Raw genomic sequence first — 24,087 nt, forward strand, 5'->3', positions numbered from 1 at the left:
GGCCAGGGTCACCTGCGCATCATCGCCGGCGAGTGGCGCAGCCGCCGCCTGGCGGTGCCGGATGGCGAAGGCCTGCGCCCTACCCCGGATCGTGTGCGCGAAACGGTCTTCAACTGGCTGGCGCCACATATCGAAGGCGCTCGCGTGCTGGATGCCTTCACCGGCAGTGGCGCTTTGGTACTCGAAGCCTTGTCCCGTGGGGCCGAAGATGCGGTGGCGCTGGACAGCAATCCGGCCGCCATCGCCAACCTGAAGAACAACCTCGAGATTCTGCGCTGCCCGCGCGGCCAGATATTGCAGACCGACGCGTTGCGGTACCTACACAACCCGGCAAAACAACAGTTCGATGTGGTGTTCCTCGACCCACCGTTCCATCAGGACCTACTGGCCAATACCTGTAACCTGCTGGAGCAGAACCAGTGGCTAGGGGAGCAGGCCTGGATCTACACCGAAAGCGAGGCGGCGCCGTCTACGCTGCCGATGCCCGCCAACTGGCGCCTGCACCGCGAAAAGAAAACCGGCCAGGTGCACTACGCGCTCTGGCAGCGGGGCTGAGGCTGATCTAATTCCTCACGTCGCCACGCAATGCCATTTCGGCCTACGCTAAAAACATGAGGTCAACGCGTATCCTCACCGATGGCGAGGGTACAACGGCGGGGGCCGATGGCACGTTCCAGCAGGCCTATTTCGAGTCGCCCAGCATGCCCAGTCTCAACGTCACGTTCCGCCCGGCCATCGGTCTGTCCAACCCCCACTTGCAAACCCTGTGGGGGCCGTTGTGGCGCAAGCTGCCTGCATTGCAGCGCATCCGCGAACGTTTGTGGCTGGCCGATGGCGACTTTCTCGACCTCGACTGGCACGGGCCGCACAGCCCGGATACACCGCTGGTGCTGGTGCTGCATGGTTTGACCGGCTCCTCCCACTCGCACTACGTCAAAGGCTTGCAGCAAACGCTGCAAGCCCGCGGCTGGGCTAGCGTTGCATTGAATTGGCGCGGCTGCTCCGGCGAGCCCAACCTGCTGCCGCGCAGCTACCATTCCGGTGCCAGCGAAGACTTGGCTGAAGTCGTCGCGCACCTGCATGCCCAACGCCCTTTGGCGCCGCTGTACGCCGTGGGCTACTCCCTGGGCGGCAATGTGTTGCTCAAGTATCTGGGGGAAAGTGGTTCGGCCAGCCAGTTGCAGGCGGCTGTGGCGGTTTCCGTGCCGTTTCGCCTCGACCAGTGCGCCGACCGTATCGGCCAAGGGTTTTCCAAGGTTTACCAGGCACACTTCATGCGCGAGATGATGGCCTACGTTCAGGTCAAACACCGGCATCTGCGCGACCTTGGCGACCACGAGGGGCTGGCCGCGCTGGACCGACTCGGGCCGCTGGGCAGAATGAAAACGTTTTGGGACTTCGACGGCAAAGTCACCGCACCGCTCAATGGCTTCAACGATGCCCACGATTATTATCGCCGCTCATCGAGCCGCTTCTATTTGGCCGAAAACCGCACGCCGACCCTGATCATCCAGTCCACCGATGACCCGTTCGTGTTCGACCACAGCCTGCCCACCGCCAGCGAACTGCCACCACAAACCCAGTTCGAGCTGCATACACGCGGTGGGCATGTGGGCTTCGTCGACGGCAGCCTGCGCAACCCTGGCTATTACCTGGAGCGGCGTATTCCACAATGGCTCGTCGACGGCCAGTGATGCTGACTGCGCCCTAGTCGCCGGTCGCTATGCCATGGCCGGGGTCGTTGATCCACTCGCTCCAGGACCCGGCGTACAGCCTGCCCATCGGGTAGCCTGCCAACGCCAGTGCAAACAGGTTGTGGCAGGCGGTCACCCCAGAGCCGCAGTATGCGACCAGTTGCTCTGGCGAACGCCCCGAAAGCTTTTCGGCAAAACGCTGCCGTAGCTGCTCGGGTGCCAGGAAGCGGCCGTCCGCTGCGAGGTTTTCGGTGAAGGCCGCGCACTGAGCGCCCGGAATATGACCGCCAACCGGGTCGATCGGCTCTACCTCACCGCGAAAGCGCGGCAACGCACGGGCATCGATCAGGGTCAGGTCAGGGCTGCCCAGACGCTTGGCCAGGTGCTGTGCATCGATCAGCAAGCTGGCATCCGGTTCACCGCTGAACGTACCCTCGCGCCTGGCAGGCGCATCCAGGCTCAGCGGCAGGTGGGCCGCATGCCAGGCCTTGAGGCCCCCGTCGAGGATCGCCACGTCACTGCGCTTGCCCAGCCACACCAACAGCCACCACGCCCTGGCCGCGAACGCGCCGGGGCCATCGTCGTACAACACCACCTCACTGTCGTCGTCCAGGCCCCATTCGCGCAGGCGCTCGATCAACCGCTGTGGGTTCGGCAGCGGGTGGCGACCGGTACGGCCCTTGCTCACCGGCCCGCTCAGGTCTCTTTCCAGATCGGCAAAATGCGCCCCAGCGATGTGCCCTTGGGCATAGCTGCGCTGGCCGTAATCCACGTCTTCCAAAGCGAAACGACAATCGAGAATCACCAGCTTGGGCGAGCCTAGACGCTCGGCCAGTTGTTGCGGGGTGATCAATTGCGCAAGCGGCATGACAATCTCCTGATCGATGGCACGACGGCCCGGGCTAGAGCTCAAGGGCCTGATTGAACGGTACGTGGAATTCCTGGCACAGCGCATCCACTGCGCCGCGGGCATTGCTGGTGACGAAACCCAGTTCAAGCACCAGCACCTGATAGACGCCACGCTTGAAGGCTTCTTCACTCAGGTGCGCGGCATGTTCACGGGTGGTACTGAGAAAGCGTACCCAAGAAGTCAGCACGATCCAGGCATTGATGGTCAGTGACTCGATCTGCGCCGCTTCCATGGTCAGGATCCCTGCCTCGACGAAGCCACGATAGATCGCCTGGCCTTGGCGCAGGCAACGCTCGGAAAAGCGCCGATAGCGCGCCGCCAGCTCCGGGTCGCTTTCCAGCAAATGCTCAAGATCACGGTGCAGAAACCGGTAGTTCCACATCGCCGCAAGCAACGCTTTGAGGTAGAAGCGCTTGTCTTCGACCGTGGCTGCACGGCCTTGGGGCGGGCGCAGGAAGCTGTCTACCAGTTCTTCGTACTGGCTGAACAAGAGGGCGATGATCGCCTGCTTGTTGGGGAAGTGGTAATAAAGGTTGCCGGGCGAAATCTCCATGTGCGCGGCGATATGGTTGGTACTGACGCTGCGTTCGCCCTGCTGATTGAACAGCTCAAGGCTGTTCTGCACGATGCGCTCTCGAGTCTTCATGCGCGGGGCCATGCTCAGTTCCCATTCTGCAGGCGTTGGATAGTGGGCCATCTTACGGTGAATCGCCGCCCTGTTGCACCGTTGCTGCCCCTGAAAAAAGTCGCACCAGCGCACTGATTAGAGTATAGGCTCTAGTAACTTCGCGCCCGAATGGATGAACCTCGTGACCTCGCCCATCGCCCTATCGACTGCGCTTTGCGACACTGCTTTGCAGGCCACATTCGCCGCTCAGCGCCTGGCCTTTGCTGGTAACCCGATGCCGTCGGCGCCGCAGCGGCGGCAGTGGTTGAAAAGCCTTCGCGAGGCATTGCTGGCACAACAGCAAACGCTTATCGAAGCCATCGACCAAGATTTCGGCGGCCGCAGTACCGACGAAACCCTCCTGGCCGAACTATTGCCGTCGGTGCAAGGCATTCGCCACGCCGAGCGCCACCTGCAACGTTGGATGCGCCCCGCCAGGCGCGCGGTAAGCATGGCATTCCAGCCGGCCAGTGCGCGCGTGCTGTACCAACCGTTGGGAGTGGTGGGCATCATCGTGCCGTGGAACTACCCACTGTTCCTGGCCATTGGCCCATTGACCGGCGCGCTGGCGGCCGGAAACCGTGTCATGCTCAAGTTAAGTGAATCCACCCCAGCCAGCGCCCAAGCGCTGAAAGCCTTGCTGGAGAAGGTGTTCCCCGAGGACCTGGTCAGCGTGGTCCTTGGCGAAATCGAAGTCGGCCAAGCCTTCGCCCGCCTGCCCTTCGACCACCTGCTGTTCACCGGCGCCACCAGCATCGGCCGCCAGGTCATGCTGGCCGCTGCGCACAATCTGACGCCGGTGACCCTGGAGCTGGGCGGCAAGTCCCCGGCCATCGTTTCGGCCGATGTACCGCTGGGCACCGCTGCCGAGCGCATTGCATTCGGCAAGACCCTCAACGCCGGCCAGACCTGCGTCGCCCCCGATTACGTGCTGGTGCCGCGTGAGCGCTTGAACGACTTCGCCGATGCCTACCGTAGCGCCGTGCAACGCATGTACCCACGCATAGCTGACAACCCTGACTACAGCGCCATCATCAACCCTCGGCAGTTGCAACGCCTGCAGCACCTGCTGGATGACGCGCGCAGCAAAGGTGCCCAGGTCATCGACTTGTATCCCGCAGAGCCGCGCCAGGGCCGCCGCCTGCCGCCGCATCTGCTGACCCGGGTCAACGACAGCATGCAGGTCATGCAGGACGAAATCTTCGGCCCTTTGCTGCCCTTGGTACCCTACGATCACCTCGACGATGCGCTTGCCTACATCAATCAGCGCCCGCGCCCCCTGGCGCTTTACTACTTCGGTTACGACCGTAGCGAGCAGCAACATGTTCTTCAGCACAGCCATAGCGGCGGTGTGTGCCTGAACGATACCCTGCTGCATGTGGCCCAAGACGACCTGCCCTTTGGCGGAGTCGGGCCCTCCGGTATGGGGCACTATCATGGGCACGAGGGTTTCCAGACCTTCAGCAAGGCCAAGGCGGTGCTAGCCAAACAGCGCATCAATGCTGCTCGGCTGATCTACCCGCCTTATGGCAAGGCCTTGCAGCGCCTGATCTACAAGCTGTTCATCCGCTGATGCAGCGCCGCGACCTGCTGCGTTTGAGCCTGGGCGCCAGCCTGTTTTTAAGCAGCGTCAGCCTGATTGGCTGTAGCGCCGAAACGCCCGCTGCCAATTACCAGGCGCTGCGTGACGATGACTTGCCAGCATTGCGCGCATTGATCGCGGTGGTGCTGGCCGACACGGCAGCGAGCGACGAGTGGGTACTGCCAAGCCTCGACCGCAAGCTGGCAGCGCTTTCCCCGCAAATGCTCAAGCTCACTCGGCAACTGTTCGATGTGCTCAACCTGCCGCTGACGCGCGGGCCCCTCACTGGAGTCTGGGGTGCCTGGGAGCAGGCCAGTGCGGATCAGGTCAGCGCATTTCTGCAACGGTGGCAAAACAGCTCACTGGACCTGCTGCGCATGGGCCACGCCGCGCTGCTGCAACTGCTGCAGATGGCTTGGTATGAATGCCCGCAGGCCTGGGCTGCCTGCAGCTACCCCGGCCCACCCAAGATCTGACGACAAGAGCATCGCCAATGCCTGTAACCGACCCGTTTCGCCAAGGCCTCGAGCGCGGCTGGATCACCCATGACGGCTCGCGTTTGGAGCAAGACCTCACGCTGGAGGCCGACATCGCCGTGATCGGCAGTGGTGCCGGCGGCGCCACCAGTGCGCAGATGCTCAGTGCAGCCGGCTTCAAGGTGCTATTGATCGAAGAGGGGCCGCTAAAAACCAGCAGCGATTTCCACATGCTCGAAGATCAGGCCTATGCCAGCCTTTATCAAGAGGGCCTGGGGCGCATGAGCAAGGATGGCGCCATTACCATCCTGCAAGGCCGTGCAGTGGGCGGCACCACACTGATCAACTGGACTTCGAGCTTCCGCACGCCGCCGCAAACGCTGCAGCACTGGGCTGCGACCCACGATGTGTCGGGCTTGTCCGAGCATGAAATGCAGCCATGGTTCGAGCGCATGGAGCACGAATTGGGGATCAGCCCATGGGCGCTGCCGGCCAATGCCAACAATGAAGTGCTGCGCCGCGGCTGCGAACAGCTCGGGTATCGCTGGGCGGTGATTCCCCGCAACGTGCGCGGCTGCTGGAACCTTGGCTATTGCGGCATGGGCTGCCCAGTCAACGCCAAGCAGTCGATGCTGGTCACGCGTATTCCGGCGATGCTGGACAGCGGCTCAGCGCTGCTCTACCTCGCTCGAGCAGAACGCTTCGAGCACGATGGCCAGCGCATCGCCCGACTGCACTGCCAAGCGCTGGATGCCGGAGGCGTCCACCCCACTGGTCGACAGATCAGAGTGCAGGCCCGCCACTACATCCTGGCTGGTGGCGGCATCAACAGCACAGCCGTGCTACTGCGCTCCAAGGCCCCGGACCCGCACGGCCGGTTGGGCAAACGGACCTTTCTGCACCTGGCCAACTTCAGTGCAGCGAGGTTCGCTGAGCGCATCGACCCTTTCTACGGCGCTCCGCAATCGATTTACAGCGACCACTTCCAGTGGCAAGGCGGCATCACCGGCGCGGTGGGCTACAAGTTGGAAGTGCCGCCCCTGCATCCTGCCCTGGCCAGCACCCTGCTCGGGGGCTACGGCAGCGATAACGCCAGGCGTATGGCCGAGCTACCCCATACCCACGTGATGCTGGCGTTGCTGCGCGACGGCTTTCATCCGCAAAGCGCCGGTGGCGAGGTGCAGCTGCGTGGTGACGGCTCGCCGGTGCTCGATTATCCGCTCACCGACTACCTACGCGAGGGCCTGCGCCGGGCGTTTCACAGCATGGCGCAGATCCAGTTCGCGGCGGGCGCCACACAGGTCACTCCGGTGCACAGCGACGCCAGCGCTGCCGCCAGCCTGGAACAGGCGCATCGCATGATCGAGGCTCTGCGCCTGGAGCCGTTTCGCACCCGCCTGGGCAGCGCGCATGTCATGGGCGGCTGCGCGATGGGTGACGATCCACGGCACGCGGTCTGCGACAGCCTGGGCCGCCACCACCAATTGGAAAACCTTTCGATCCATGACGGCTCGCTATTTCCCACCAGCATCGGCGCCAACCCGCAATTGTCGGTCTATGCCATTAGCGCCAAGCTCTGCGACGCCTTGGCCGGCCGCCTGGCACAGAGTGCATGACAACGAATACACGCCCTGTCTATAGTGCCATCAGCCGGCCCCATGACTTGGCCGGGCGCAGTCGCTGCGCTACCATCCGACTCCCCAACGCACTCCAGCCAGGATGACGCGATGAACCGAGTGTTGTACCCGGGTACTTTCGACCCCATTACCAAAGGCCACGGCGACCTGGTCGAGCGCGCTTCTCGCCTGTTCGATCACGTGATCATCGCAGTGGCCGCCAGCCCGAAGAAGAACCCTCTGTTCCCGCTGGAGCAACGGGTCGAGCTGGCCCGCGAGGTCACCAAGCACCTGCCCAATGTCGAAGTCATCGGCTTCTCCTCATTGCTGGCGCATTTCGCCAAGGAAAAGGGCGCGAACGTGTTTCTGCGCGGCCTGCGCGCGGTATCGGACTTCGAGTACGAATTCCAGCTGGCAAACATGAACCGGCAACTGGCACCGGATGTCGAGAGCCTGTTCCTCACGCCGTCCGAGCGCTATTCGTTCATTTCTTCGACGCTGGTGCGCGAGATTGCCGCCCTGGGTGGAGATATCACCAAGTTCGTACACCCTGCGGTGGCGGATGCGCTGACCGAACGTTTCAAGAAGTGATAAAGCGCACCTGATCGTCGCGCCCGCGTGCACTGCGGGCGCGAATGCGGCACAATTGTGCCCAAAGCGTTGAACATGCCCGGGCGATGCGCCCCGGCCGGAGCCCCCATGTCCCTGATCATCACCGACGATTGCATCAACTGCGACGTCTGCGAACCCGAGTGCCCGAACGAGGCCATCTCCCAAGGCGAAGAGATCTACGTGATCGACCCTAACCTGTGCACCCAGTGCGTCGGTCATTATGACGAGCCGCAGTGCCAACAGGTTTGCCCGGTTGACTGCATCCCGCTGGATGAGGCGCACCCGGAAACCCACGACGAGCTGATGGCCAAGTATCAGCGGATCACCGGCAAGGCCTGATCAATCCTGGCGAGGGCTTGGCCCTCGTACGCTGAACCTGCTCCTACAGCGATTGCCCATCCATTGAGGCGAGCTTCCACCTGTGTGAGCGGCTTCAGCCGCCAAGGGGCCGGCGCAGATAGCCTACGCAAAACCCTGTGAGTAGCCCCAGGTTATCGCTGGCAGCGCGGGCAGAACACGCTCGCCCGCTGCCCCAGCTTGACCTCGCGCATCAGCGTGCCGCACAGCTTGCAAGGCAACCCACCGCGCCCATAGGCGAACAATTCCTGCTGGAAGTACCCTGGCTGCCCGTCACCGCCAATAAAATCGCGCAAAGTGGTGCCGCCTCGCTCGATGGCCGCCGCCAGCACGCGCTTGATTTCGATCGCAAGCTTCAGGTAACGGGCCCGGGAAATGCCGCCAGCCTCACGGCGTGGATCGATCCCGGCGGCGAACAGTGCCTCGGTCGCGTAGATGTTGCCCACCCCAACCACCACCGCGTTATCCATGATGAACGGCTTGACCGCCATCGCACGCCCGCGCGAAAGCTGGAACAACCGCTCCCCGTCGAACAAATCGGTCAGCGGCTCAGGCCCCAGGCGCAGCAGCAATTGATGGTTGAGCGGATCCGGGCTCCAGAGCATGGCACCGAAGCGGCGCGGGTCGGTGTAGCGCAGCATCAACCCCGATTCCAGCTCGATATCGATGTGCTCATGCTTGGCCGCCGGCAAGCCCTGCTCCACCAAGCGCAGGTTGCCCGACATGCCCAGGTGGCTGATCAAGGTACCGACCTCGGCATTGATCAACAGGTACTTCGCCCGCCGCTCGACGCTGACGATACGTTGCCCGGACAGGCGCACGTCGAGATCTTCCGGCACTGGCCAGCGCAGGCGCCCGTCCCGCACGACGACACGACTGACGCGCTGGCCTTCCAGGTGCGGGGCAATACCCCGCCGGGTGGTTTCGACTTCTGGTAGTTCCGGCATCGGTCAGTGCCCACCTAGCTCGCGAATGTTCTGCTTGAGGTTTTCGAAGTCGTACTCCGACAAACCGACGTAATCCAACACCAGGGGGCCGACCACCTGCCATTCGTGGTCCACGCTCTGGTTACCCAGCACCCGATACGAGGCGCAGATGTGCTCGGCCATCTTCAATACAGCCAGCAGGTTCTTCAACTGGCTCTGGGTATTGCGTGACGCATCTTCGCGGAAGATCGACAGTGCATTGTGATGGTTGGCGATCGCCGCACTGATGTGCTCTGGCAGGCGCCAGGACTTGGCCGTGAAGTAACCCACCACCGAATGGTTGGTATTGAAGGCTCGGTTCTCGGTATCGACCACACGCGTGTGCTCACTGGCCTTGGCGTAAGCGTCCTCCAGCACCTGCATGTAATCGGGGAAGCGTTTGAGCATCAACGGCACGCCACAGTCGTGAAACAACCCGAGGGTGTAGGCCTCGTCAGCGGCCTGAATGCCGGTGCGCTTGGCCAGGGTCAGGCAGGTCATGGCCACGTCTTGTGCGGTATCCCAGAAACGGTTGAGGGTGACGATGGTCTCGTCGCTCATCTCACCTTTGATCGACTGTGCGTTGATCAGATTGATGATCGACCGGCTGCCCAGCAGATTCACGGCACGCTGAATCGAGCCAATCTTGTTGGCCAGGCCGAAATGCGGCGAGTTCACCAGCTTGAGCAAAGCACCGGCCAGGCCAGGGTCCTGGGAAATCAGCTTGGCGATGGTATCCAGGTCCGGGTCGGGCATGTACTGCTCGAACTGCAGGTCGACCATGATCTGCGGTTGCGGCGGAATGGTAATGCCTTGCAAGGCTTGCTGGATCTGTTCGGCGCTGAGTTCTTGGGACATGCGTGCTTACTCGTTGGGGACGAGCGATTCTAACTCAGTTGGTGCCGCCTGCGCTTTGTCGCAGCCCGAACCGAAAAGGCGGCCAACAAGGTATACTCCCGCTCTTTTTTCCCGGAGCGACGTCATGTCCCTGCCCAGCCTTCGCCTCAAAGCCAATGCCGACCGCCGCCTGCGCGCCGGCCACCTGTGGGTCTACAGCAACGAAGTCGACGTTTCTGCGACCCCGCTGCAAGGCTTTCAGGCCGGCCAGCAGGCTGTGCTCGAAGCGGCCAACGGCAAGCCCCTGGGTATTGTCGCGCTGAGCCCGAACAACCTGATCTGCGCCCGCCTGCTGTCGCGCGACATCAAGCTGGCTTTGGACAAGTCGCTGCTGGTCCACCGCCTGAACGTCGCACTGTCCCTGCGCGAGCGCCTGTTCGACCAGCCGTGCTATCGCCTGGTGTACGGCGATTCCGACCTGCTGCCGGGCCTGGTGGTCGATCGTTTCCATGACATCCTCGTCGTGCAGCTGGCCTCGGCCACCATGGAAGCGCACAAGGACGACGTGATCGCTGCGCTGATCCAGGTGCTCAAGCCCAGCGGCATCCTGTTCAAGAACGACTCCGCCGCCCGCGACGCCGAAGGCCTGCAGCGCTATGTCGAGACGGTCTACGGTGAAGTGCCAGACTGGGTGGCTCTGGAGGAAAACGGCGTCAAGTTCGAGGCCCCGGTACGCGAAGGCCAGAAAACCGGCTGGTTCTACGACCACCGTATGAACCGCGCACGCCTGGCCCCGTACGTCAAAGGCAAGCGCGTGCTCGACCTGTTCAGCTACATCGGTGGTTGGGGTGTACAGGCCGGCGCATTCGGTGCCAGCGAAGTATTCTGCGTGGATGCTTCGGGCTTCGCCCTGGATGGCGTCGAGCGTAACGCAGCGCTGAACGGCATCAGCGAGAAGATGACCTGCATCGAAGGCGATGTGTTCGAGGCCCTGCGCGAGCTCAAGGCCGCTGAAGAACGCTTCGACGTGATCATTGCCGACCCGCCCGCCTTCATCAAGCGCAAGAAAGACCTGAAAAACGGTGAAGCCGCTTACCGCCGCCTCAACGAACAGGCCATGCGCATGCTGAGCAAGGACGGTATTCTGGTCAGCGCCTCGTGCTCGATGCACCTGCCCGAGGATGATCTGCACAACATTCTGCTGACCAGCGCCCGCCACCTGGACCGCAACCTGCAGCTATTGGAGCGCGGTGGCCAAGGCCCTGACCACCCGGTGCACCCGGCAATCGCCGAGACCCGCTACATCAAGAGCATCACCTGCCGCTTGCTGCCCAACAGCTGATATCTGCCAAAAAGGGCCGCCGCGCGGCCCTTTCCTGCTGCAATTGCCCCGCCAACCATCCACATCTGCATTCCCTCGCCGCGCCAGCGGTGTAGAATCGGCCTATCCATCGCCAGTCATCCCCGGCGGGTTTATGAGCTCTGGCCAAGCACGCGGCGATCCCGCGCGGTCTTCGGCCCCATCCGTGCAGTGGCAACCGGCCTGCGGCACAAAGGACAAGAGAAGCTCACTCCCCTTTTTGTGACCTGATTAAGCCGCCAGGAGTGTTTCATGCCTGATTATCGTTCCAAGACTTCAACCCAAGGCCGCAACATGGCCGGCGCCCGCGCCCTGTGGCGTGCTACCGGGATGAAGGACGAAGACTTCAAGAAACCGATCATCGCCATCGCCAACTCGTTCACCCAGTTCGTCCCAGGCCACGTACACCTGAAGGACCTGGGTCAACTGGTAGCCCGCGAGATCGAACGCGCCGGTGGCGTGGCCAAGGAATTCAACACCATTGCGGTCGATGACGGCATCGCCATGGGCCACGACGGCATGCTGTATTCGTTGCCAAGCCGCGAGATCATCGCCGACGCTGTCGAGTACATGGTCAACGCCCACTGCGCCGACGCCATCGTCTGCATCTCCAACTGCGACAAGATCACCCCCGGCATGCTGATGGCTGCCCTGCGCCTCAACATCCCGGTGATCTTCGTTTCCGGCGGCCCTATGGAAGCCGGCAAGACCAAACTGGCCAGCCACGGCCTGGACCTGGTCGACGCGATGGTCATCGCCGCCGACTCCACAGCTTCCGACGAAAAAGTCGCCGAGTATGAGCGTAGCGCCTGCCCTACCTGCGGTTCGTGCTCGGGCATGTTCACCGCCAACTCGATGAACTGCCTGACCGAAGCCTTGGGCCTGGCCCTGCCAGGCAACGGTTCGACCCTGGCCACCCACGCCGACCGCGAGCAGCTGTTCCTCACTGCCGGTCGCACCATCGTCGAGCTGTGCAAGCGTTACTACCAGGAAAACGACGAGTCGGTACTGCCGCGCAGCATCGCCAACTTCAAAGCGTTCGAGAACGCCATGATGCTCGACATCGCCATGGGCGGTTCGACCAACACCATCCTGCACCTGCTGGCCGCAGCCCAGGAAGGCGAGGTAGCGTTCGACCTGCGCGACATCGACCGCCTGTCGCGCAAGGTGCCGCAGCTGTGCAAAGTGGCGCCGAACATCCAGAAGTACCACATGGAGGATGTGCACCGCGCCGGCGGCATCTTCAGCATCCTCGGCTCGCTGGCCCGCGGCGGCCTGCTGCACACCGACCTGCCGACCGTGCATAGCCGCAGCATGGAAGAGGCCATCGCCAAGTGGGACATCACCCAGACCGATGACGAAGCCGTGCACACCTTCTTCAAGGCAGGCCCGGCCGGTATCCCGACCCAGACCGCGTTCAGCCAGTCGACCCGCTGGGACACTCTGGACGACGACCGTGAAAACGGCTGCATCCGCAGCTTCGAGCATGCCTACTCGCAAGAGGGTGGCCTGGCTGTGCTGTACGGCAACATCGCGGTAGACGGCTGCGTGGTGAAAACCGCCGGGGTCGACGAGTCGATCCACGTGTTCGAAGGCACCGCCAAGATCTTCGAAAGCCAGGACAGCGCCGTGCGCGGTATCCTCGCTGACGAAGTGAAGGCCGGCGACATCGTCATCATCCGTTACGAAGGCCCCAAAGGCGGCCCGGGCATGCAAGAGATGCTCTACCCGACCTCGTACCTGAAGTCCAAAGGCCTGGGCAAGGCATGCGCGCTGCTCACCGACGGTCGCTTCTCCGGTGGTACCTCAGGCCTGTCGATCGGCCACGCCTCGCCGGAGGCTGCCGCTGGCGGCGCCATCGGCCTGGTACGCGACGGCGACAAGGTGCTGATCGACATCCCGAACCGTGCGATCAACCTGCTGGTCAGCGACGAGGAACTGGCTCACCGCCGTGTCGAGCAGGACAAAAAAGGCTGGAAACCGGCTGAGGTGCGCCCACGCAAGGTGACTACCGCGTTGAAGGCTTACGCCTTGCTGGCCACCAGTGCCGACAAGGGTGCCGTGCGTAATAAGGCGATGCTCGAAGGGCTGTGAGACTCTGAAGGGCTGAAAGCACAACCGGCGCCCCAGGCGCCGGTTTTTTTATGGCTGCGCCGTTCTCTTGGCGCAACGAACACTCGGCCTACTGAATCTGCTCCGGTGTGACGATCACCCAGTTCTTGTCCGCCGTCACCGGCAACCCTTCCTTGGCCTGAGCGGCTGCGTTCTTGGCAATCATGCCGTTGAGCTGATCCATGTACTTGGCCTTGCGATTGATCCACAGGTGAATGCCACCCTTGTTCACATCTACCCCGTGGAACTGCATGTAACCATCGCTGGTGGGTGTATCGCCGCCGACCAGCACCGGCTTTTTCCATTCATCGATGTAAGTGAGGATGGCCGCTTGCTTGCCTGCCATCCAGGTAGCCGGTGTCCACAGGTAAGGGGTGAGCTCCAGCCCTTCGTTGGCTTTGGGGTCATAGTGCCCGGCACTGATTTGCTTGCGGGCGGTGGTCAGCTCGCCATTGGCGCGATCCTTCAGCAGCAGGCTAACGCCTATCACATTCTGCGGTTTGACGTTGTAGCCGTACTTGGGGTCGGAAGCGACCATGCGCACCAGCTCCTCGGAGGCCGCCGACACCACGTACACCTCAATACCGTTCTCCATCAGCTTGTTATACAGCTCGGCCTGGCCAGTGAAGACCTTCGGCGGCTGCACCTCGATGGCTTTTACCTGGCCGCCTTCGAAGTAAGTGCTGGGGATCGGCTTGGCCGAGGCCATCAGCTCGTCGACCTGAGCCTTCAGCTCCTTGAGCGTGAAACCTGCAAAGACCTGTGCCACCCACGGGTAGCAAACCATGTCGTCGATCTCGCACAGGCGGTAGTAGTAGCTGAACAGGCTTTCCTTGTGCTCGGCAGTGTCTTTGAAGGGGATCAGCTTCAGCGACGGGTCGAGCTTTTCGCGGGTCAGCAAGCCCTTGTTCTCCATGAACGGCAGTAACGCTTCTTCGAGATCGAAGCGGTAGCTGGTGTTGTCCATATCGAACACTGCGTAATTACCCTTGTGGGCATTGGCGGTGATCATGCTATCGAGTTGCTTGGCCGCTTCGGCGGGCCAGTGCTTGAGCTCGGTGGCGAAGCTTTGGACAGAAAACAATAGCGACACACCTAGAGCGATGGTTTTCGGCGCGAACTTCATGGGGGATCTCCTGAAATGACCTGGAAACGCTAGTCCATCATGCCCAACCCTTGGACCCTGACAGCGACCCATATAAAACCGTAAACGTCCTGTTCATTGCCAGGAGCGACCTTGTGTTATTCCATAAGCGACTAAGCAAATTACCTTTGGGTATAAATTCGTTTGTTTTCAGACTGTTAGCATTTGCTTTCGTAATCGCTCACAGAGGCGATGCCTCTTATGCTTTTTCCTGGAGCTTCAATGAATCTGCCGCTATCTCTTAACCTGCTGGCGTTCCTGGCCTTGCTGCTGGGCCTGGCACAAACCCGCCGCACCCAGTGGACACTGGCCAAAAAAGTGCTGTTGGGCCTAGCACTGGGGGTGGCATTCGGCTTGGTGCTGCACACCCTCTACGGCGCAGGCAACCCAGTACTCAAGGCCACCATCAGCTGGCTCGACCTGGTCGGCAACGGCTATGTCGGCCTTTTGCAGATGATCGTCATGCCGCTGATCTTCGCCTCGATCCTCAGCGCCGTGGCCAGGCTGCACAATGCCTCCTCCCTGGGCCGCATCAGCGTGCTCACCATCGGCACGCTGCTGCTGACCACTGCCATTGCCGCGCTGATCGGCATTGTTCTGACCAACCTGTTCGGCCTGAGCGCCCAGGGCCTGGTGGCCGGTGCTCAGGAAAGCGCCCGCATGCAGGTTATTCACAGCGACTACGCGGGCAAGGTCGCCGACCTGAATGTCCCACAGCTGCTGCTGTCGTTCATCCCCAGTAACCCCGTGGGCGACCTGGCCAGAGCCAAGCCTACCTCGATCATCAGCGTGGTGATCTTCGCGGTATTCGTTGGCCTGGCTGCGCTGCAATTGATCAAGGACGATGCCCAGAAGGGTGAGCGGGCCTTGACGGCCATCGATACCCTGCAGGCTTGGGTGATGCGCCTGGTACGGGTGGTGATGAAGCTCACGCCCTACGGCGTGCTGGCGCTGATGGCCAAAGTGGTAGCCAGTTCGAACCTGCAAGACATCCTCAAGCTCGGCAGTTTCGTGCTGGTGTCATACCTTGGCCTGGCGCTGATGTTTGTGGTTCACGGCATCATCCTCGCCGCTACCGGCGTGAGCCCATTGCGCTTCTTGCGCAAGGTCTGGCCAGTGCTGACCTTTGCCTTCACCAGCCGTTCCAGCGCTGCCAGCATCCCGCTGAACATCGAGGCGCAAACCCGCCGGCTGGGTATACCCCAATCGATCGCCAGCTTCAGCGCGTCGTTCGGCACCACCATTGGCCAAAACGGCTGCGCTGGCCTCTACCCTGCCATGCTGGCCGTGATGGTGGCTCCGGCGGTGGGTATCGACACCTTCGACCCGCTGTGGATCGCGACCCTGGTAGCGATCGTGACGTTGAGCTCGGTGGGGGTTGCCGGCGTGGGTGGCGGTGCGACCTTCGCCGCGCTGATCGTACTGCCGGCCATGGGCCTGCCGGTCGAGCTGGTGGCCCTGTTGATTTCGGTGGAGCCGCTGATCGACATGGGCCGCACGGCGTTGAACGTCAACGGCTCGATGACTGCGGGCGTGGTGACCAGCCAGTTGCTCAAACAAACCGACAAGGCCGTGCTGGCCGACGATGAGCATGCCGAACTGAGCCACACCTGAGAACACGCGGGGCCGTCAGGCGGCCCCTAGCCTCTCACTTCCTGTCCCAGACCTCGAAATGATAAGCAGGCTTGCCTTCCTCAGCCTGCTCGTCACTGGAAATGCGCTGCCACTGGCTTTCACTGAACTCAGGAAAAAAGGCATCCCCCTCAGGCGCCAGTTCGACACGTGTGAGGTACATGCGGCTCACCAGCCCCTTTTCCAGGGCCTGCTGGTACAACTGTGCCCCGCCAATCAGCATCAGCTCATTAACGCCTTGCTCGAGCGCCCATTGCTCGGCCCGCGCCACAGCGGCTTCAAGGGAAGTGAACACTTCAGCCCCCGGCAGCTCCAAATCAGGCTGGCGAGTGACCACGATATTCAACCGCCCCGGCAACGGCCGGCCCAGCGAATCCCAGGTCTTGCGCCCCATGATGATGGGCTTGCCCAAGGTGGTGGCCTTGAAATACTTGAAGTCCCCCGGCAGGTGCCAGGGCATGGAGTTGTTGATGCCGATCACACGGTTCTGAGCGTGCGCCGCGATCAGGCTGAGGGGGAGTGATGTATTCATGCCAGCGAGGATAGCACCGGCTGTGTGGGTTATGCTTCTGCCCTGAACCATGCGATGGAAGACGTTGTGACTGCACCGACTGCATTGGACAAGCGCTGGCTCACCGAAGCGGTGCGCCTGCGCGAAGAACACGCAGGCCTGCTGGACGATCAGGAGGCCAACCGCCACGCCCGCCAACTGGGTGGCGACCTGGCAACGCGCATCGAAACCCGCGCGTTGTGGCTGGCAGAACGCGATGGCATGAGAACTGCCTTGAGCCACTGGAAACAAGGCGCACGCCTGGCATTGCTGGCCTTGATGCTGATGGCTATTTTCAGCGGTGCCGGCCTTGCCTTCGCTGCCTTGGGCGACGGCCTGCGCCCGGTCAACGTGTTCTGGGCGCTTGGCAGCCTGCTTGGGCTGAACCTACTGACACTGCTGGGTTGGGCCGTGGGTTTTACCGTGAGCGGCGAACACGGCGCCAGCCTCGGCCGCCTGTGGTTGTGGTTGAGCGAACGCTTCGCCCGGGATGCCAAGGCTGCGCACCTGGCGCCAGCGCTCTTGGTGCTGCTGCAACGCCAGCGCCTGAACCGCTGGTTGCTCGGTGCACTGGTGCACAGCTTGTGGCTGCTGGCGATGCTGGCCGCCCTGGCCATGCTGTTGGCGTTGCTGGCTACCCGACGCTACGGCTTTGTCTGGGAAACCACGCTGCTGGCCGCCGCGCCATTCATCCACCTGACCCAAGCGCTGGGCGCGCTTCCGGCATTGCTGGGTTTCGCTGTACCCAATGAAGCCATGATACGCGCCAGCGGCGACAGCCTGCCTGCTCTGGATATCGCCCGCCAGGCCTGGGCCAGTTGGTTGCTTGGGGTCGTCCTGGTGTACGGCCTGCTCCCGCGGCTGCTGCTGGCCGCGCTGTGCCTGTGGCGCTGGCGCCAAGGCCGCGAGCGGCTGACGCTTGACCTGAGCCTGCCCGGCTATGCGCAGTTGCAGGACAGCCTGATGCCCCGCAGCGAGCGCTTAGGCGTCCAGGATGCCGCGCCGGATGCCTTGCCGCAGTTCCAAGCAGGGGGCCTGGAAAACGCCAGCAGCGGCGCCGTGCTGGTAGGCCTGGAACTGGACGAGCAGCGCGCTTGGCCTCCAGCACTTGCTGAGGCAGTGACCGATGCGGGCGTGCTCGACAGCCGCGCATCACGCAACAAGCTGCTCGAACAGTTCAGCCGCTTCCCGCCGGCACGCCTGGCCATTGCCTGCGACCCGCGGCGCTCGCCTGACAGGGGCAGCTTGGCACTACTGGCAGAGCTGGCACGCCATGCCGGTGCAACGCGGATCTGGCTGCTCCCGGCAGCGCCTGGTCAAACCCTGGACGGCGCGCGCCTGGATGACTGGCACGATGCGCTAGAGCCTCTGGGCCTACCCTATGCTGACACATCGCCTCTTGGCTGGCTGGAGCATGGCCATGACTGAGCCGCTGAAATTGGCCGTGGTCGGCCACACCAACGTCGGCAAGACGTCGCTGCTACGCACCCTCACCCGCGACGTGGGCTTCGGTGAGGTTTCGCACCGCGCCAGCACCACGCGCCACGTCGAAGGGGCAAGACTGTCGGTGGATGGCCAGGCGCTGCTGGAGCTCTGCGACACCCCTGGCCTGGAAGACGCCATCGCGTTGCTCGACTACCTCGAGCGCCTGGAGCGCCCCGGTGAACGCTTGGACGGCCCATCCCGGGTTGAACGCTTCCTGCAGGGCAGCGAAGCCCGCCAGCGCTATGAGCAGGAGGCCAAAGTGCTACGCCAGCTGCTGGCCAGCGATGCCGGCCTGTATGTGATCGACGCCCGCGAACCGGTGCTGGCCAAGTACCGCGACGAATTGGAGGTGCTGGCCGGTTGCGGCAAACCGTTGCTGCCGGTGCTCAACTTCGTCGCCAGCAGCCAGCACCGTGAGCCGCAATGGCGTGAAGCCCTTGCCAGGCTTGGGCTTCACGCTTTGGTGCGGTTCGACAGCGTAGCCCCGCCAGAGGATGGTGAACGGCGGCTGTACGAAAGCCTCGCGCTGCTGCTCGAAGGCGCCCGGCCAGCCCTGCAACGGCTGATCGATGACCAGCAGGCCCAGCGCCTGGCACGTCGCCACAGCGGCAAACGCCTGATTGCCGAACTGCTGCTCGACTGCGCCGCCTGCCGGCGCAGCGTCGAGGCGCAACCGGCGGCCGAAGCCCTTGCCATTGAGGCTTTGCGCGATGACGTGCGCCAACGAGAGCAGCGTTGCGTGCAAGCGCTGCTCAAGCTATATGCCTTTCGCCGGGAAGATGCCGATGCCGGGGACTTGCCATTGCTTGACGGGCGTTGGGGTGATGACCTGTTCAATCCCGAAACCCTGAAGTTGCTAGGGGTACGTTTGGGCAGCGGTGTGGCCGCCGGCGCTGCTGCCGGTGCCGGGGTCGACCTGCTGGTGGGGGGGCTGACCCTCGGCGCAGCTGCGCTAGCAGGTGCGATTGCCGGCGGCGCACTGCAAACGGCGCGTAATTATGGGTCGCGGCTGATGGGCAAACTCAAAGGCCAACGTGAACTGACGGTGGACGACACCGTGCTGCGGTTGCTGGCGCTGCGTCAACAGCAGTTGATGGTGGCATTGGAGCGCCGCGGGCATGCCGCGCAAGGCAGCATCCAGTTGGGCGAGCTGGATGAAAAAGCCTGGCGCGAGGGCAAGCTGCCCGAAGCATTGAATAGGGCACGTGCCCACCCGCAGTGGTCGACCCTAAACCCTGGGGCCAAGCTCAATCAGGCCGAGCGGCAGGAGCAGCTGGAGGCGCTGGTTTCACAGATCTGATTCGACAGTGCCGGCCTCTTCGCGGCGCCTACAGCCACCAGGCCAAGGTCGTAGTACGGCGCCGTAGGTGCTACGCGCAAACTGCCCTTTTGCTGCAGCAAGGCCCTGCCCCTCGGCACTGAGCGTTGCAGGGCCTCATTTGCGCAGCAGCCGCAGACCGTTAAACACCACCAGCAGGCTCACGCCCATATCGGCGAATACCGCCATCCATAGGGTGGCCATGCCGGCAAAGGTCATGGCCAGGAACAGTGCCTTGATGCCCAGCGCCAGAATGATGTTCTGCTTCAGGATCGTCGCACTCTGGCGCGACAGCCTGATAAACGCTGGGATTTTGCGCAAGTCATCGTCCATCAACGCCACATCGGCAGTCTCGATGGCAGTGTCGGTGCCGGCCGCCGCCATGGCGAAGCCGATTTCGGCCCGGGCCAGGGCTGGCGCGTCGTTGATACCATCGCCCACCATGCCCACGCGATGCCCCTCGGCGTACAACTGCTCGATGCTCTGCAGTTTGTCGGCCGGCAACAGGTTGCCTTCTGCGCGGTCGATCCCTACTTGCGCGGCGATGGCCTGGGCGGTGTGGGGGTTGTCGCCGGTCAGCATGAGCGTCTTGATGCCCAGCGCGTGCAGTTCGGCGATGGCCTGGCGGCTGCTGTCCTTGACGGTGTCGGCCACCGCGAACAGTGCCAACGGCCCGGAACGGTCAAGCAACAGAACCACTGTCTTGCCCTGGCGCTCCAGGGTGTCGAGCTGTGCCTCCAGCGCAGGAGAGCAAAGGCCCAGCTCCTCGACCAAACGGTGGTTGCCCAGGTGATACAGTTCGCCGTCGATCACGCCACGCACACCGCGACCGGCCAGGGCCGCAAACTCGCGGACTTCGCTCAGCAGTACATCCTGCGCCTTGGCGAACTGGGCGATGGCCCCCGACACCGGGTGATCGGAACGGTCGGCCAAGCTTGCCGCTAACCCTTGAGCGCGGCTCTCGAACAGCGGGTCGAGCACTTTGGCATCGGTTTGCACCGGTTTGCCGTGGGTCAGGGTGCCGGTCTTGTCCAGAGCCAAAAAGTCCAGCTTGCGCCCTCCTTCCAGGTACACCCCGCCTTTGATCAGGATACCTTTGCGTGCGGCTGCGGCCAGGCCGCTGACGATGGTCACCGGCGTGGAAATCACCAACGCACAGGGGCAGGCGACCACCAGCAGCACCAGCGCCCGGTACACCCAATCCATCCAGGCCTCCGCCATGAAAAGCGGTGGGACCACGGCCACAGCCAAAGCAATGATGAATACCGAAGGTGTATAAATGCGTGAGAATCGATCGACGAAGCGCTGAGTGGGCGCACGTGCACCCTGGGCCTGCTCGACGGCCTTGATGATACGCGCCAGTGTCGACTGCCCGGCGGCAGCGGTTACGCGGTATTCCAAGGCGCCGGCTTGGTTGATGGTGCCCGCGAACAACTTGTCGCCGGCTGCTTTTTCCACGGGCAAGCTTTCGCCTGTGATCGGCGCCTGATCGACACTCGATTGCCCGCTGACCACTTCGCCATCCAGGCCGATGCGCTCGCCAGGGCGTACCCGCACCAGGCTACCGAGCGCCACCTCACGCACCTCTACCTCACGCCACTGGCCGTCGGCCTGCTGCACGGTAGCCATGTCCGGCGCCAGTTGCATCAGCCCGCCGATGGCATTGCGCGCTCGATCAAGGGACCGGGCTTCGATCAGTTCTGCGACGTTGAACAGCACCATGACCATCGCAGCTTCCGGCCATTGGCCAATCAGCACGGCGCCAGTCACCGCGATGCTCATCAGCGCATTGATGTTGAGATTGCGGTTCTTCAGGGCAATCCAACCCTTTTTGTAGGTTCCCAGGCCACAGCCGAGAATCGCTGCGAGCGCAAGCATCGCGACCAACCACTGGGGTGCAACACCAGCGAAATGCACAATTTCCGCGGCGATGGCGGCCACCCCCGACAAAGCCAGTGGCCACCAGTGCGCCTTATGCGGTTGAACCGCCATGGCGCTGCCATCGTCATCGGCCTGAAGTGGCTCGGCCTGCATACCAAGGCTGGCGATGGCCTGCTCGATTTGACCCGTGCCGTCCAAGGTATGGCGCACACCAAGGATGCGGTTGATCAGATTGAACTCCAGCTGTTCGATGCCTGGGAGCTTGGCGAGTTTGTCCTGGATCAGGGTCTGCTCGGTTGGGCAATCCATGGCGTCGATGCGAAAACGGCTGAGCCGAGCATGGCTGCTGGCCTCGGGGCGCAATTGCACCTTGGCTGGCGCTGCTTCGGCGCCGCAGCAGCTATGGCTATGGTGATCGTGCGGGTGGTCATGACTGACAGGCTGGTTCATGGGGCATCCTTAAATTGGGCCTGTTGCCAATTGAACACCCTGTAGCCACTATAGGGTCAAGCCACCGCTTGGAGATTGCCTGATGAAGATTGGAGAACTGGCCAAAGCCACCGATTGCGCCGTGGAAACCATCCGATATTACGAGCGCGAGCAACTGCTGCCGGCCCCGGCGCGTAGTGAAGGCAACTACCGGCAATACACCCAAGCCCATGTCGAACGGCTGACCTTCATTCGCAACTGCCGAACCCTGGACATGACCCTGGAGGAGATTCGCAGCCTGCTCCAGCTACGTGACAGCCCCGAGGATGCGTGCGGCAGCGTCAATGCGCTGATCGATGAGCACATCGAGCATGTGCAGGCGCGGATCGATGGTTTGGTGGCATTGCAGGAGCAGTTGGTGGAGCTGCGGCGGCGCTGCAACGCGCAGGGGACGGAATGCGCGATCCTGCAGCGATTGGAGACGAACGGGGCGGTATCGGTGCCGGATACCGAGCATTCACACGTAGGGCGCAGCCACGGGCATTAGCCATGAGCGTCGCGGGTAAACCCGTTTGGCAACGGGTTTAGCCACGAACAGGCCTATCAGGCGATCAAGACCTGTTAGACCGCCATGGGCGCGGTCATCGGCGCATGGTGCTCATACCCTTCCAGGCTGAAGTCGCTCGGCTCGATCAATTCCAGCCACTGCGGTTCGTACTTGCCAGTCTTGGCGAACTCCGGCACGCGATCGCTGATTACCAGCTTCGGCGCTTGCAGCGGCTCTCGCTTGAGCTGTTCGTTGAGCATGTCCAGATGGTTCTCATACACATGGGCATCGCCGATGAAATAGGTGAACCAGCGTGGGGTGTAACCAGTCAGGCGGCCAAACAGCGACAGCAGCGCCGCGCCCTCGGTGAGGTTGAACGGCGTACCGAGGCCAAGGTCGTTGGAGCGAATGTACAGGGTCAAGGAGATTTCCTTGGTCTCGACATTCGGGTGGAATTGGTAAAGCAGGTGGCACGGGGGTAAGGCCATTTCGTCCAGCTGCGCGCAGTTCCAACCGTGGAACAGGATGCGCCGGCTACCCGGATCGTTGGCGATGGTGTCCAGGCACTGGCGCACCTGGTCGATGGCCTTGTACAGCACCACGAACGCCTGGCCGTCTTCTTCATCCTGGGCAATACGGCGGAAACCGGCCTTCTCGGCCATTTCGATGGCAGCCAGGTTGCTCAGCGCAATACGCTTGTAGCCCGGCCACTGGCGCCATTGCACGCCATAGATTTCGCCAAGGTCGTCATGGCCCTGGCGGAACGGGTTGGCCAGCCACTGAGCGTTTTCGTTGGCGTTCTGATCCCAGACCTTGCAGCCCAGCTCGCGGAACTCACCGGCGTTTTTCACGCCACGTAGAAAGCCCACCATCTCGCCAATCGCCGACTTGAATGCCAGCTTGCGCGTGGTGACGGCCGGGAAACCCTTCTGCAGGTCGAAACGCAGCATGGCGCCCGGCAGGCTGATGGTACGGATACCGGTACGGTTGCCTTGCAGCGTACCGTTTTCGATGACGTCGCGGACCAGGTCCAGATACTGTTTCATGGCTTACCTGTAGCAAAAACGGCAGGGGGATCACCCCTGCCGTGGGAATAATCAGGCGGGTTTCGCCGTGGGTTTGCGATTATAAGCCCACCAGATCAGGCCAAGGCCAGCCAGGATCATCGGTACGCAAAGAATCTGACCCATGGTCAGCCAGCCCCACGCGATGTAACCGAGCTGCGCGTCCGGCACCCGGACGAATTCCACGATGAAGCGGAAAATGCCGTAGAACAGCGCGAACATACCGGAAACAGCCATGGTAGGCCGCGGTTTACGCGAGTACAGCCAGAGAATGACGAACAGCGCTACGCCTTCCAGGGCGAACTGGTAGAGCTGCGACGGGTGGCGCGGCAACTGCGCTGGGTCGCTGAACGGCGGGAAGATCATCGCCCACGGTACATCGGTGGGCTTGCCCCATAGCTCGGCGTTGATGAAGTTGCCGATACGCCCAGCGCCCAGACCGATCGGCACCAGCGGCGCGACGAAGTCCATCAGTTCGAAGAACGACTTGTTGTTACGTTTGCCAAACCACAACGCAGCCAGCATCACCCCGATGAAGCCACCGTGGAACGACATGCCACCCTTCCACACTTCGAAGATCAGCGTCGGATTTGCCAGGTAGGCGTGCAGATCGTAGAACAACACGTACCCCAGGCGCCCACCGACGATCACCCCCATCGACAGCCAGAACACCAGGTCGGACAGTTTCTCCCGGCTCCAGGTTGGGTCAAAGCGGTTGAGCCGGCGAGAAGCCAGTAGCCAGGCGCCACCAATGCCAACCAGGTACATCAGGCCGTACCAGTGGATTTTCAGCGGCCCGAGGGCAACGGCCACGGGGTCTATCTGCGGGTAAGGCAGCATGCAAGTTCC

22 protein-coding genes are annotated in these 24,087 nt (G+C 62.6%); 13 read left to right on the forward strand and 9 right to left on the reverse strand.

The features are described from left to right. Both rsmD and J5M56_RS20310 read left to right on the forward strand, forming a co-directional pair. Positions 1-555: 16S rRNA (guanine(966)-N(2))-methyltransferase RsmD (gene rsmD, locus J5M56_RS20305; RefSeq protein ID WP_207937631.1), on the forward strand; the 555-nt coding region annotated here is incomplete at its 5' end. 146 nt (positions 556-701) lie between these two features. Next, on the forward strand, positions 702-1,694 hold the full coding sequence (locus J5M56_RS20310) for a hydrolase (protein WP_207937660.1): 993 nt from the start codon (positions 702-704) through the stop codon (positions 1,692-1,694). 13 nt (positions 1,695-1,707) lie between these two features. Here J5M56_RS20310 and J5M56_RS20315 read toward each other — a convergent pair whose 3' ends face one another. Together J5M56_RS20315 and J5M56_RS20320 are read right to left on the reverse strand one after the other, a co-directional pair. After that, on the reverse strand, positions 1,708-2,562 hold the full coding sequence (locus tag J5M56_RS20315; protein WP_207937632.1) for a sulfurtransferase: 855 nt from the start codon (positions 2,560-2,562) through the stop codon (positions 1,708-1,710). Positions 2,563-2,596: 34 nt separating this feature from the next. After that, complete coding sequence (locus J5M56_RS20320; RefSeq protein WP_186476248.1) at positions 2,597-3,262, reverse strand: TetR/AcrR family transcriptional regulator; 666 nt, start codon at positions 3,260-3,262, stop codon at positions 2,597-2,599. Between the two features lie 142 nt (positions 3,263-3,404). Here J5M56_RS20320 and J5M56_RS20325 point away from each other — a divergent pair, with 142 nt between their 5' ends. The 5 genes from J5M56_RS20325 to J5M56_RS20345 all read left to right on the forward strand — a co-directional run bounded on the left by J5M56_RS20325 (position 3,405) and on the right by J5M56_RS20345 (position 7,896). Next, positions 3,405-4,844 (forward strand): coniferyl aldehyde dehydrogenase, encoded by a 1,440-nt coding sequence (locus J5M56_RS20325; RefSeq protein WP_243430841.1) that lies wholly within the window; start codon positions 3,405-3,407, stop codon positions 4,842-4,844. Continuing rightward, positions 4,844-5,329 carry a twin-arginine translocation pathway signal protein gene (locus J5M56_RS20330; RefSeq protein ID WP_207937634.1) on the forward strand — a complete coding sequence of 162 codons (486 nt, stop codon included), beginning with the start codon at positions 4,844-4,846 and terminating at the stop codon, positions 5,327-5,329. Before J5M56_RS20325 ends, J5M56_RS20330 begins: the two co-directional genes overlap by 1 nt. A gap of 17 nt (positions 5,330-5,346) precedes the next feature. Continuing rightward, positions 5,347-6,945, forward strand: a complete 1,599-nt coding sequence (locus J5M56_RS20335; protein WP_207937635.1) for a GMC family oxidoreductase — start codon at positions 5,347-5,349, stop codon at positions 6,943-6,945. 111 nt (positions 6,946-7,056) lie between these two features. Further along, positions 7,057-7,536, forward strand: a complete 480-nt coding sequence (coaD, locus tag J5M56_RS20340; protein ID WP_060480068.1) for a pantetheine-phosphate adenylyltransferase — start codon at positions 7,057-7,059, stop codon at positions 7,534-7,536. Between the two features lie 108 nt (positions 7,537-7,644). Continuing rightward, positions 7,645-7,896 carry a YfhL family 4Fe-4S dicluster ferredoxin gene (locus J5M56_RS20345; RefSeq protein WP_060480067.1) on the forward strand — a complete coding sequence of 84 codons (252 nt, stop codon included), beginning with the start codon at positions 7,645-7,647 and terminating at the stop codon, positions 7,894-7,896. Positions 7,897-8,048: 152 nt separating this feature from the next. Here the strand turns inward: J5M56_RS20345 and mutM are convergent, their stop codons facing one another. Further along, complete coding sequence (gene mutM / locus J5M56_RS20350) at positions 8,049-8,861, reverse strand: bifunctional DNA-formamidopyrimidine glycosylase/DNA-(apurinic or apyrimidinic site) lyase (protein ID WP_060480066.1); 813 nt, start codon at positions 8,859-8,861, stop codon at positions 8,049-8,051. Between the two features lie 3 nt (positions 8,862-8,864). After that, a complete protein-coding gene (locus J5M56_RS20355) occupies positions 8,865-9,683 on the reverse strand; it encodes an HDOD domain-containing protein (RefSeq protein WP_186476459.1) in 819 nt (272 codons plus the stop codon). Between the two features lie 178 nt (positions 9,684-9,861). Between J5M56_RS20355 and J5M56_RS20360 the strand changes: the two genes are divergently transcribed. Then, on the forward strand, positions 9,862-11,058 hold the full coding sequence (locus J5M56_RS20360; protein ID WP_060480064.1) for a class I SAM-dependent rRNA methyltransferase: 1,197 nt from the start codon (positions 9,862-9,864) through the stop codon (positions 11,056-11,058). Positions 11,059-11,328: 270 nt separating this feature from the next. Beyond that, positions 11,329-13,170 (forward strand): dihydroxy-acid dehydratase, encoded by a 1,842-nt coding sequence (gene ilvD / locus J5M56_RS20365; RefSeq protein WP_060480063.1) that lies wholly within the window; start codon positions 11,329-11,331, stop codon positions 13,168-13,170. A gap of 88 nt (positions 13,171-13,258) precedes the next feature. On the opposite strand, the gene J5M56_RS20370 is transcribed toward ilvD, so the two are convergent. After that, a complete protein-coding gene (locus tag J5M56_RS20370; protein WP_207937636.1) occupies positions 13,259-14,314 on the reverse strand; it encodes a haloacid dehalogenase-like hydrolase in 1,056 nt (351 codons plus the stop codon). Positions 14,315-14,554: 240 nt separating this feature from the next. Here J5M56_RS20370 and J5M56_RS20375 point away from each other — a divergent pair, with 240 nt between their 5' ends. Next, positions 14,555-15,946: an L-cystine transporter gene (locus J5M56_RS20375; protein WP_186476246.1), complete on the forward strand. Its 1,392-nt coding sequence runs from the start codon at positions 14,555-14,557 to the stop codon at positions 15,944-15,946. Between the two features lie 34 nt (positions 15,947-15,980). Here J5M56_RS20375 and J5M56_RS20380 read toward each other — a convergent pair whose 3' ends face one another. Beyond that, positions 15,981-16,496, reverse strand: coding sequence for a dihydrofolate reductase (locus J5M56_RS20380; protein WP_207937637.1), 516 nt, complete (start codon positions 16,494-16,496; stop codon positions 15,981-15,983). Between the two features lie 54 nt (positions 16,497-16,550). Here J5M56_RS20380 and J5M56_RS20385 point away from each other — a divergent pair, with 54 nt between their 5' ends. Next, entirely contained in the window at positions 16,551-17,942 is a 1,392-nt protein-coding gene (locus J5M56_RS20385) for a DUF2868 domain-containing protein (RefSeq protein WP_207937638.1), read from the forward strand. Further along, positions 17,935-19,299 (forward strand): GTPase/DUF3482 domain-containing protein, encoded by a 1,365-nt coding sequence (locus tag J5M56_RS20390; RefSeq protein WP_207937639.1) that lies wholly within the window; start codon positions 17,935-17,937, stop codon positions 19,297-19,299. The genes J5M56_RS20385 and J5M56_RS20390 overlap by 8 nt, the downstream gene beginning before the upstream one ends. Before the next feature lie 135 nt (positions 19,300-19,434). Here J5M56_RS20390 and J5M56_RS20395 read toward each other — a convergent pair whose 3' ends face one another. Beyond that, positions 19,435-21,648, reverse strand: coding sequence for a heavy metal translocating P-type ATPase (locus tag J5M56_RS20395; RefSeq protein WP_207937640.1), 2,214 nt, complete (start codon positions 21,646-21,648; stop codon positions 19,435-19,437). An 82-nt stretch (positions 21,649-21,730) separates the two neighbouring features. Here J5M56_RS20395 and cadR point away from each other — a divergent pair, with 82 nt between their 5' ends. Further along, the gene (cadR, locus tag J5M56_RS20400; protein WP_186476241.1) at positions 21,731-22,174 is read left to right on the forward strand and encodes a cadmium resistance transcriptional regulator CadR; all 444 of its coding nucleotides are present in this window, start codon (positions 21,731-21,733) and stop codon (positions 22,172-22,174) included. 74 nt (positions 22,175-22,248) lie between these two features. On the opposite strand, the gene J5M56_RS20405 is transcribed toward cadR, so the two are convergent. After that, positions 22,249-23,220 carry a thymidylate synthase gene (locus J5M56_RS20405; RefSeq protein WP_207937641.1) on the reverse strand — a complete coding sequence of 324 codons (972 nt, stop codon included), beginning with the start codon at positions 23,218-23,220 and terminating at the stop codon, positions 22,249-22,251. A gap of 51 nt (positions 23,221-23,271) precedes the next feature. Next, positions 23,272-24,078 (reverse strand): prolipoprotein diacylglyceryl transferase, encoded by an 807-nt coding sequence (gene lgt / locus J5M56_RS20410; protein ID WP_152955506.1) that lies wholly within the window; start codon positions 24,076-24,078, stop codon positions 23,272-23,274. Positions 24,079-24,087: the final 9 nt, after the last annotated feature.

It is taken from the genome of Pseudomonas sp. 51_B, from assembly GCF_017491595.1.
In the GTDB taxonomy this organism is placed as follows: Bacteria; Pseudomonadota; Gammaproteobacteria; order Pseudomonadales; family Pseudomonadaceae; genus Aquipseudomonas; species Aquipseudomonas promysalinigenes.

What these genes read in the sequence shown, in the direction of transcription:
- J5M56_RS20310 (WP_207937660.1), top strand. Translation starts at nt 702, where the DNA reads ATGCCCAGTCTCAACGTCACGTTCCGCCCGGCCATCGGTCTGTCCAAC.
- J5M56_RS20390 (WP_207937639.1), top strand. Translation starts at nt 17,935, where the DNA reads ATGACTGAGCCGCTGAAATTGGCCGTGGTCGGCCACACCAACGTCGGC.
- J5M56_RS20375 (WP_186476246.1), top strand. Translation starts at nt 14,555, where the DNA reads ATGAATCTGCCGCTATCTCTTAACCTGCTGGCGTTCCTGGCCTTGCTG.
- J5M56_RS20320 (WP_186476248.1), bottom strand. Translation starts at nt 3,262, where the DNA reads ATGGCCCCGCGCATGAAGACTCGAGAGCGCATCGTGCAGAACAGCCTT.
- J5M56_RS20385 (WP_207937638.1), top strand. Translation starts at nt 16,551, where the DNA reads ATGGAAGACGTTGTGACTGCACCGACTGCATTGGACAAGCGCTGGCTC.
- J5M56_RS20345 (WP_060480067.1), top strand. Translation starts at nt 7,645, where the DNA reads ATGTCCCTGATCATCACCGACGATTGCATCAACTGCGACGTCTGCGAA.
- mutM (WP_060480066.1), bottom strand. Translation starts at nt 8,861, where the DNA reads ATGCCGGAACTACCAGAAGTCGAAACCACCCGGCGGGGTATTGCCCCG.
- J5M56_RS20325 (WP_243430841.1), top strand. Translation starts at nt 3,405, where the DNA reads ATGAACCTCGTGACCTCGCCCATCGCCCTATCGACTGCGCTTTGCGAC.
- coaD (WP_060480068.1), top strand. Translation starts at nt 7,057, where the DNA reads ATGAACCGAGTGTTGTACCCGGGTACTTTCGACCCCATTACCAAAGGC.
- ilvD (WP_060480063.1), top strand. Translation starts at nt 11,329, where the DNA reads ATGCCTGATTATCGTTCCAAGACTTCAACCCAAGGCCGCAACATGGCC.
- J5M56_RS20330 (WP_207937634.1), top strand. Translation starts at nt 4,844, where the DNA reads ATGCAGCGCCGCGACCTGCTGCGTTTGAGCCTGGGCGCCAGCCTGTTT.
- lgt (WP_152955506.1), bottom strand. Translation starts at nt 24,078, where the DNA reads ATGCTGCCTTACCCGCAGATAGACCCCGTGGCCGTTGCCCTCGGGCCG.
- cadR (WP_186476241.1), top strand. Translation starts at nt 21,731, where the DNA reads ATGAAGATTGGAGAACTGGCCAAAGCCACCGATTGCGCCGTGGAAACC.
- J5M56_RS20380 (WP_207937637.1), bottom strand. Translation starts at nt 16,496, where the DNA reads ATGAATACATCACTCCCCCTCAGCCTGATCGCGGCGCACGCTCAGAAC.
- J5M56_RS20370 (WP_207937636.1), bottom strand. Translation starts at nt 14,314, where the DNA reads ATGAAGTTCGCGCCGAAAACCATCGCTCTAGGTGTGTCGCTATTGTTT.
- J5M56_RS20405 (WP_207937641.1), bottom strand. Translation starts at nt 23,220, where the DNA reads ATGAAACAGTATCTGGACCTGGTCCGCGACGTCATCGAAAACGGTACG.
- J5M56_RS20360 (WP_060480064.1), top strand. Translation starts at nt 9,862, where the DNA reads ATGTCCCTGCCCAGCCTTCGCCTCAAAGCCAATGCCGACCGCCGCCTG.
- J5M56_RS20335 (WP_207937635.1), top strand. Translation starts at nt 5,347, where the DNA reads ATGCCTGTAACCGACCCGTTTCGCCAAGGCCTCGAGCGCGGCTGGATC.
- J5M56_RS20395 (WP_207937640.1), bottom strand. Translation starts at nt 21,648, where the DNA reads ATGAACCAGCCTGTCAGTCATGACCACCCGCACGATCACCATAGCCAT.
- J5M56_RS20315 (WP_207937632.1), bottom strand. Translation starts at nt 2,562, where the DNA reads ATGCCGCTTGCGCAATTGATCACCCCGCAACAACTGGCCGAGCGTCTA.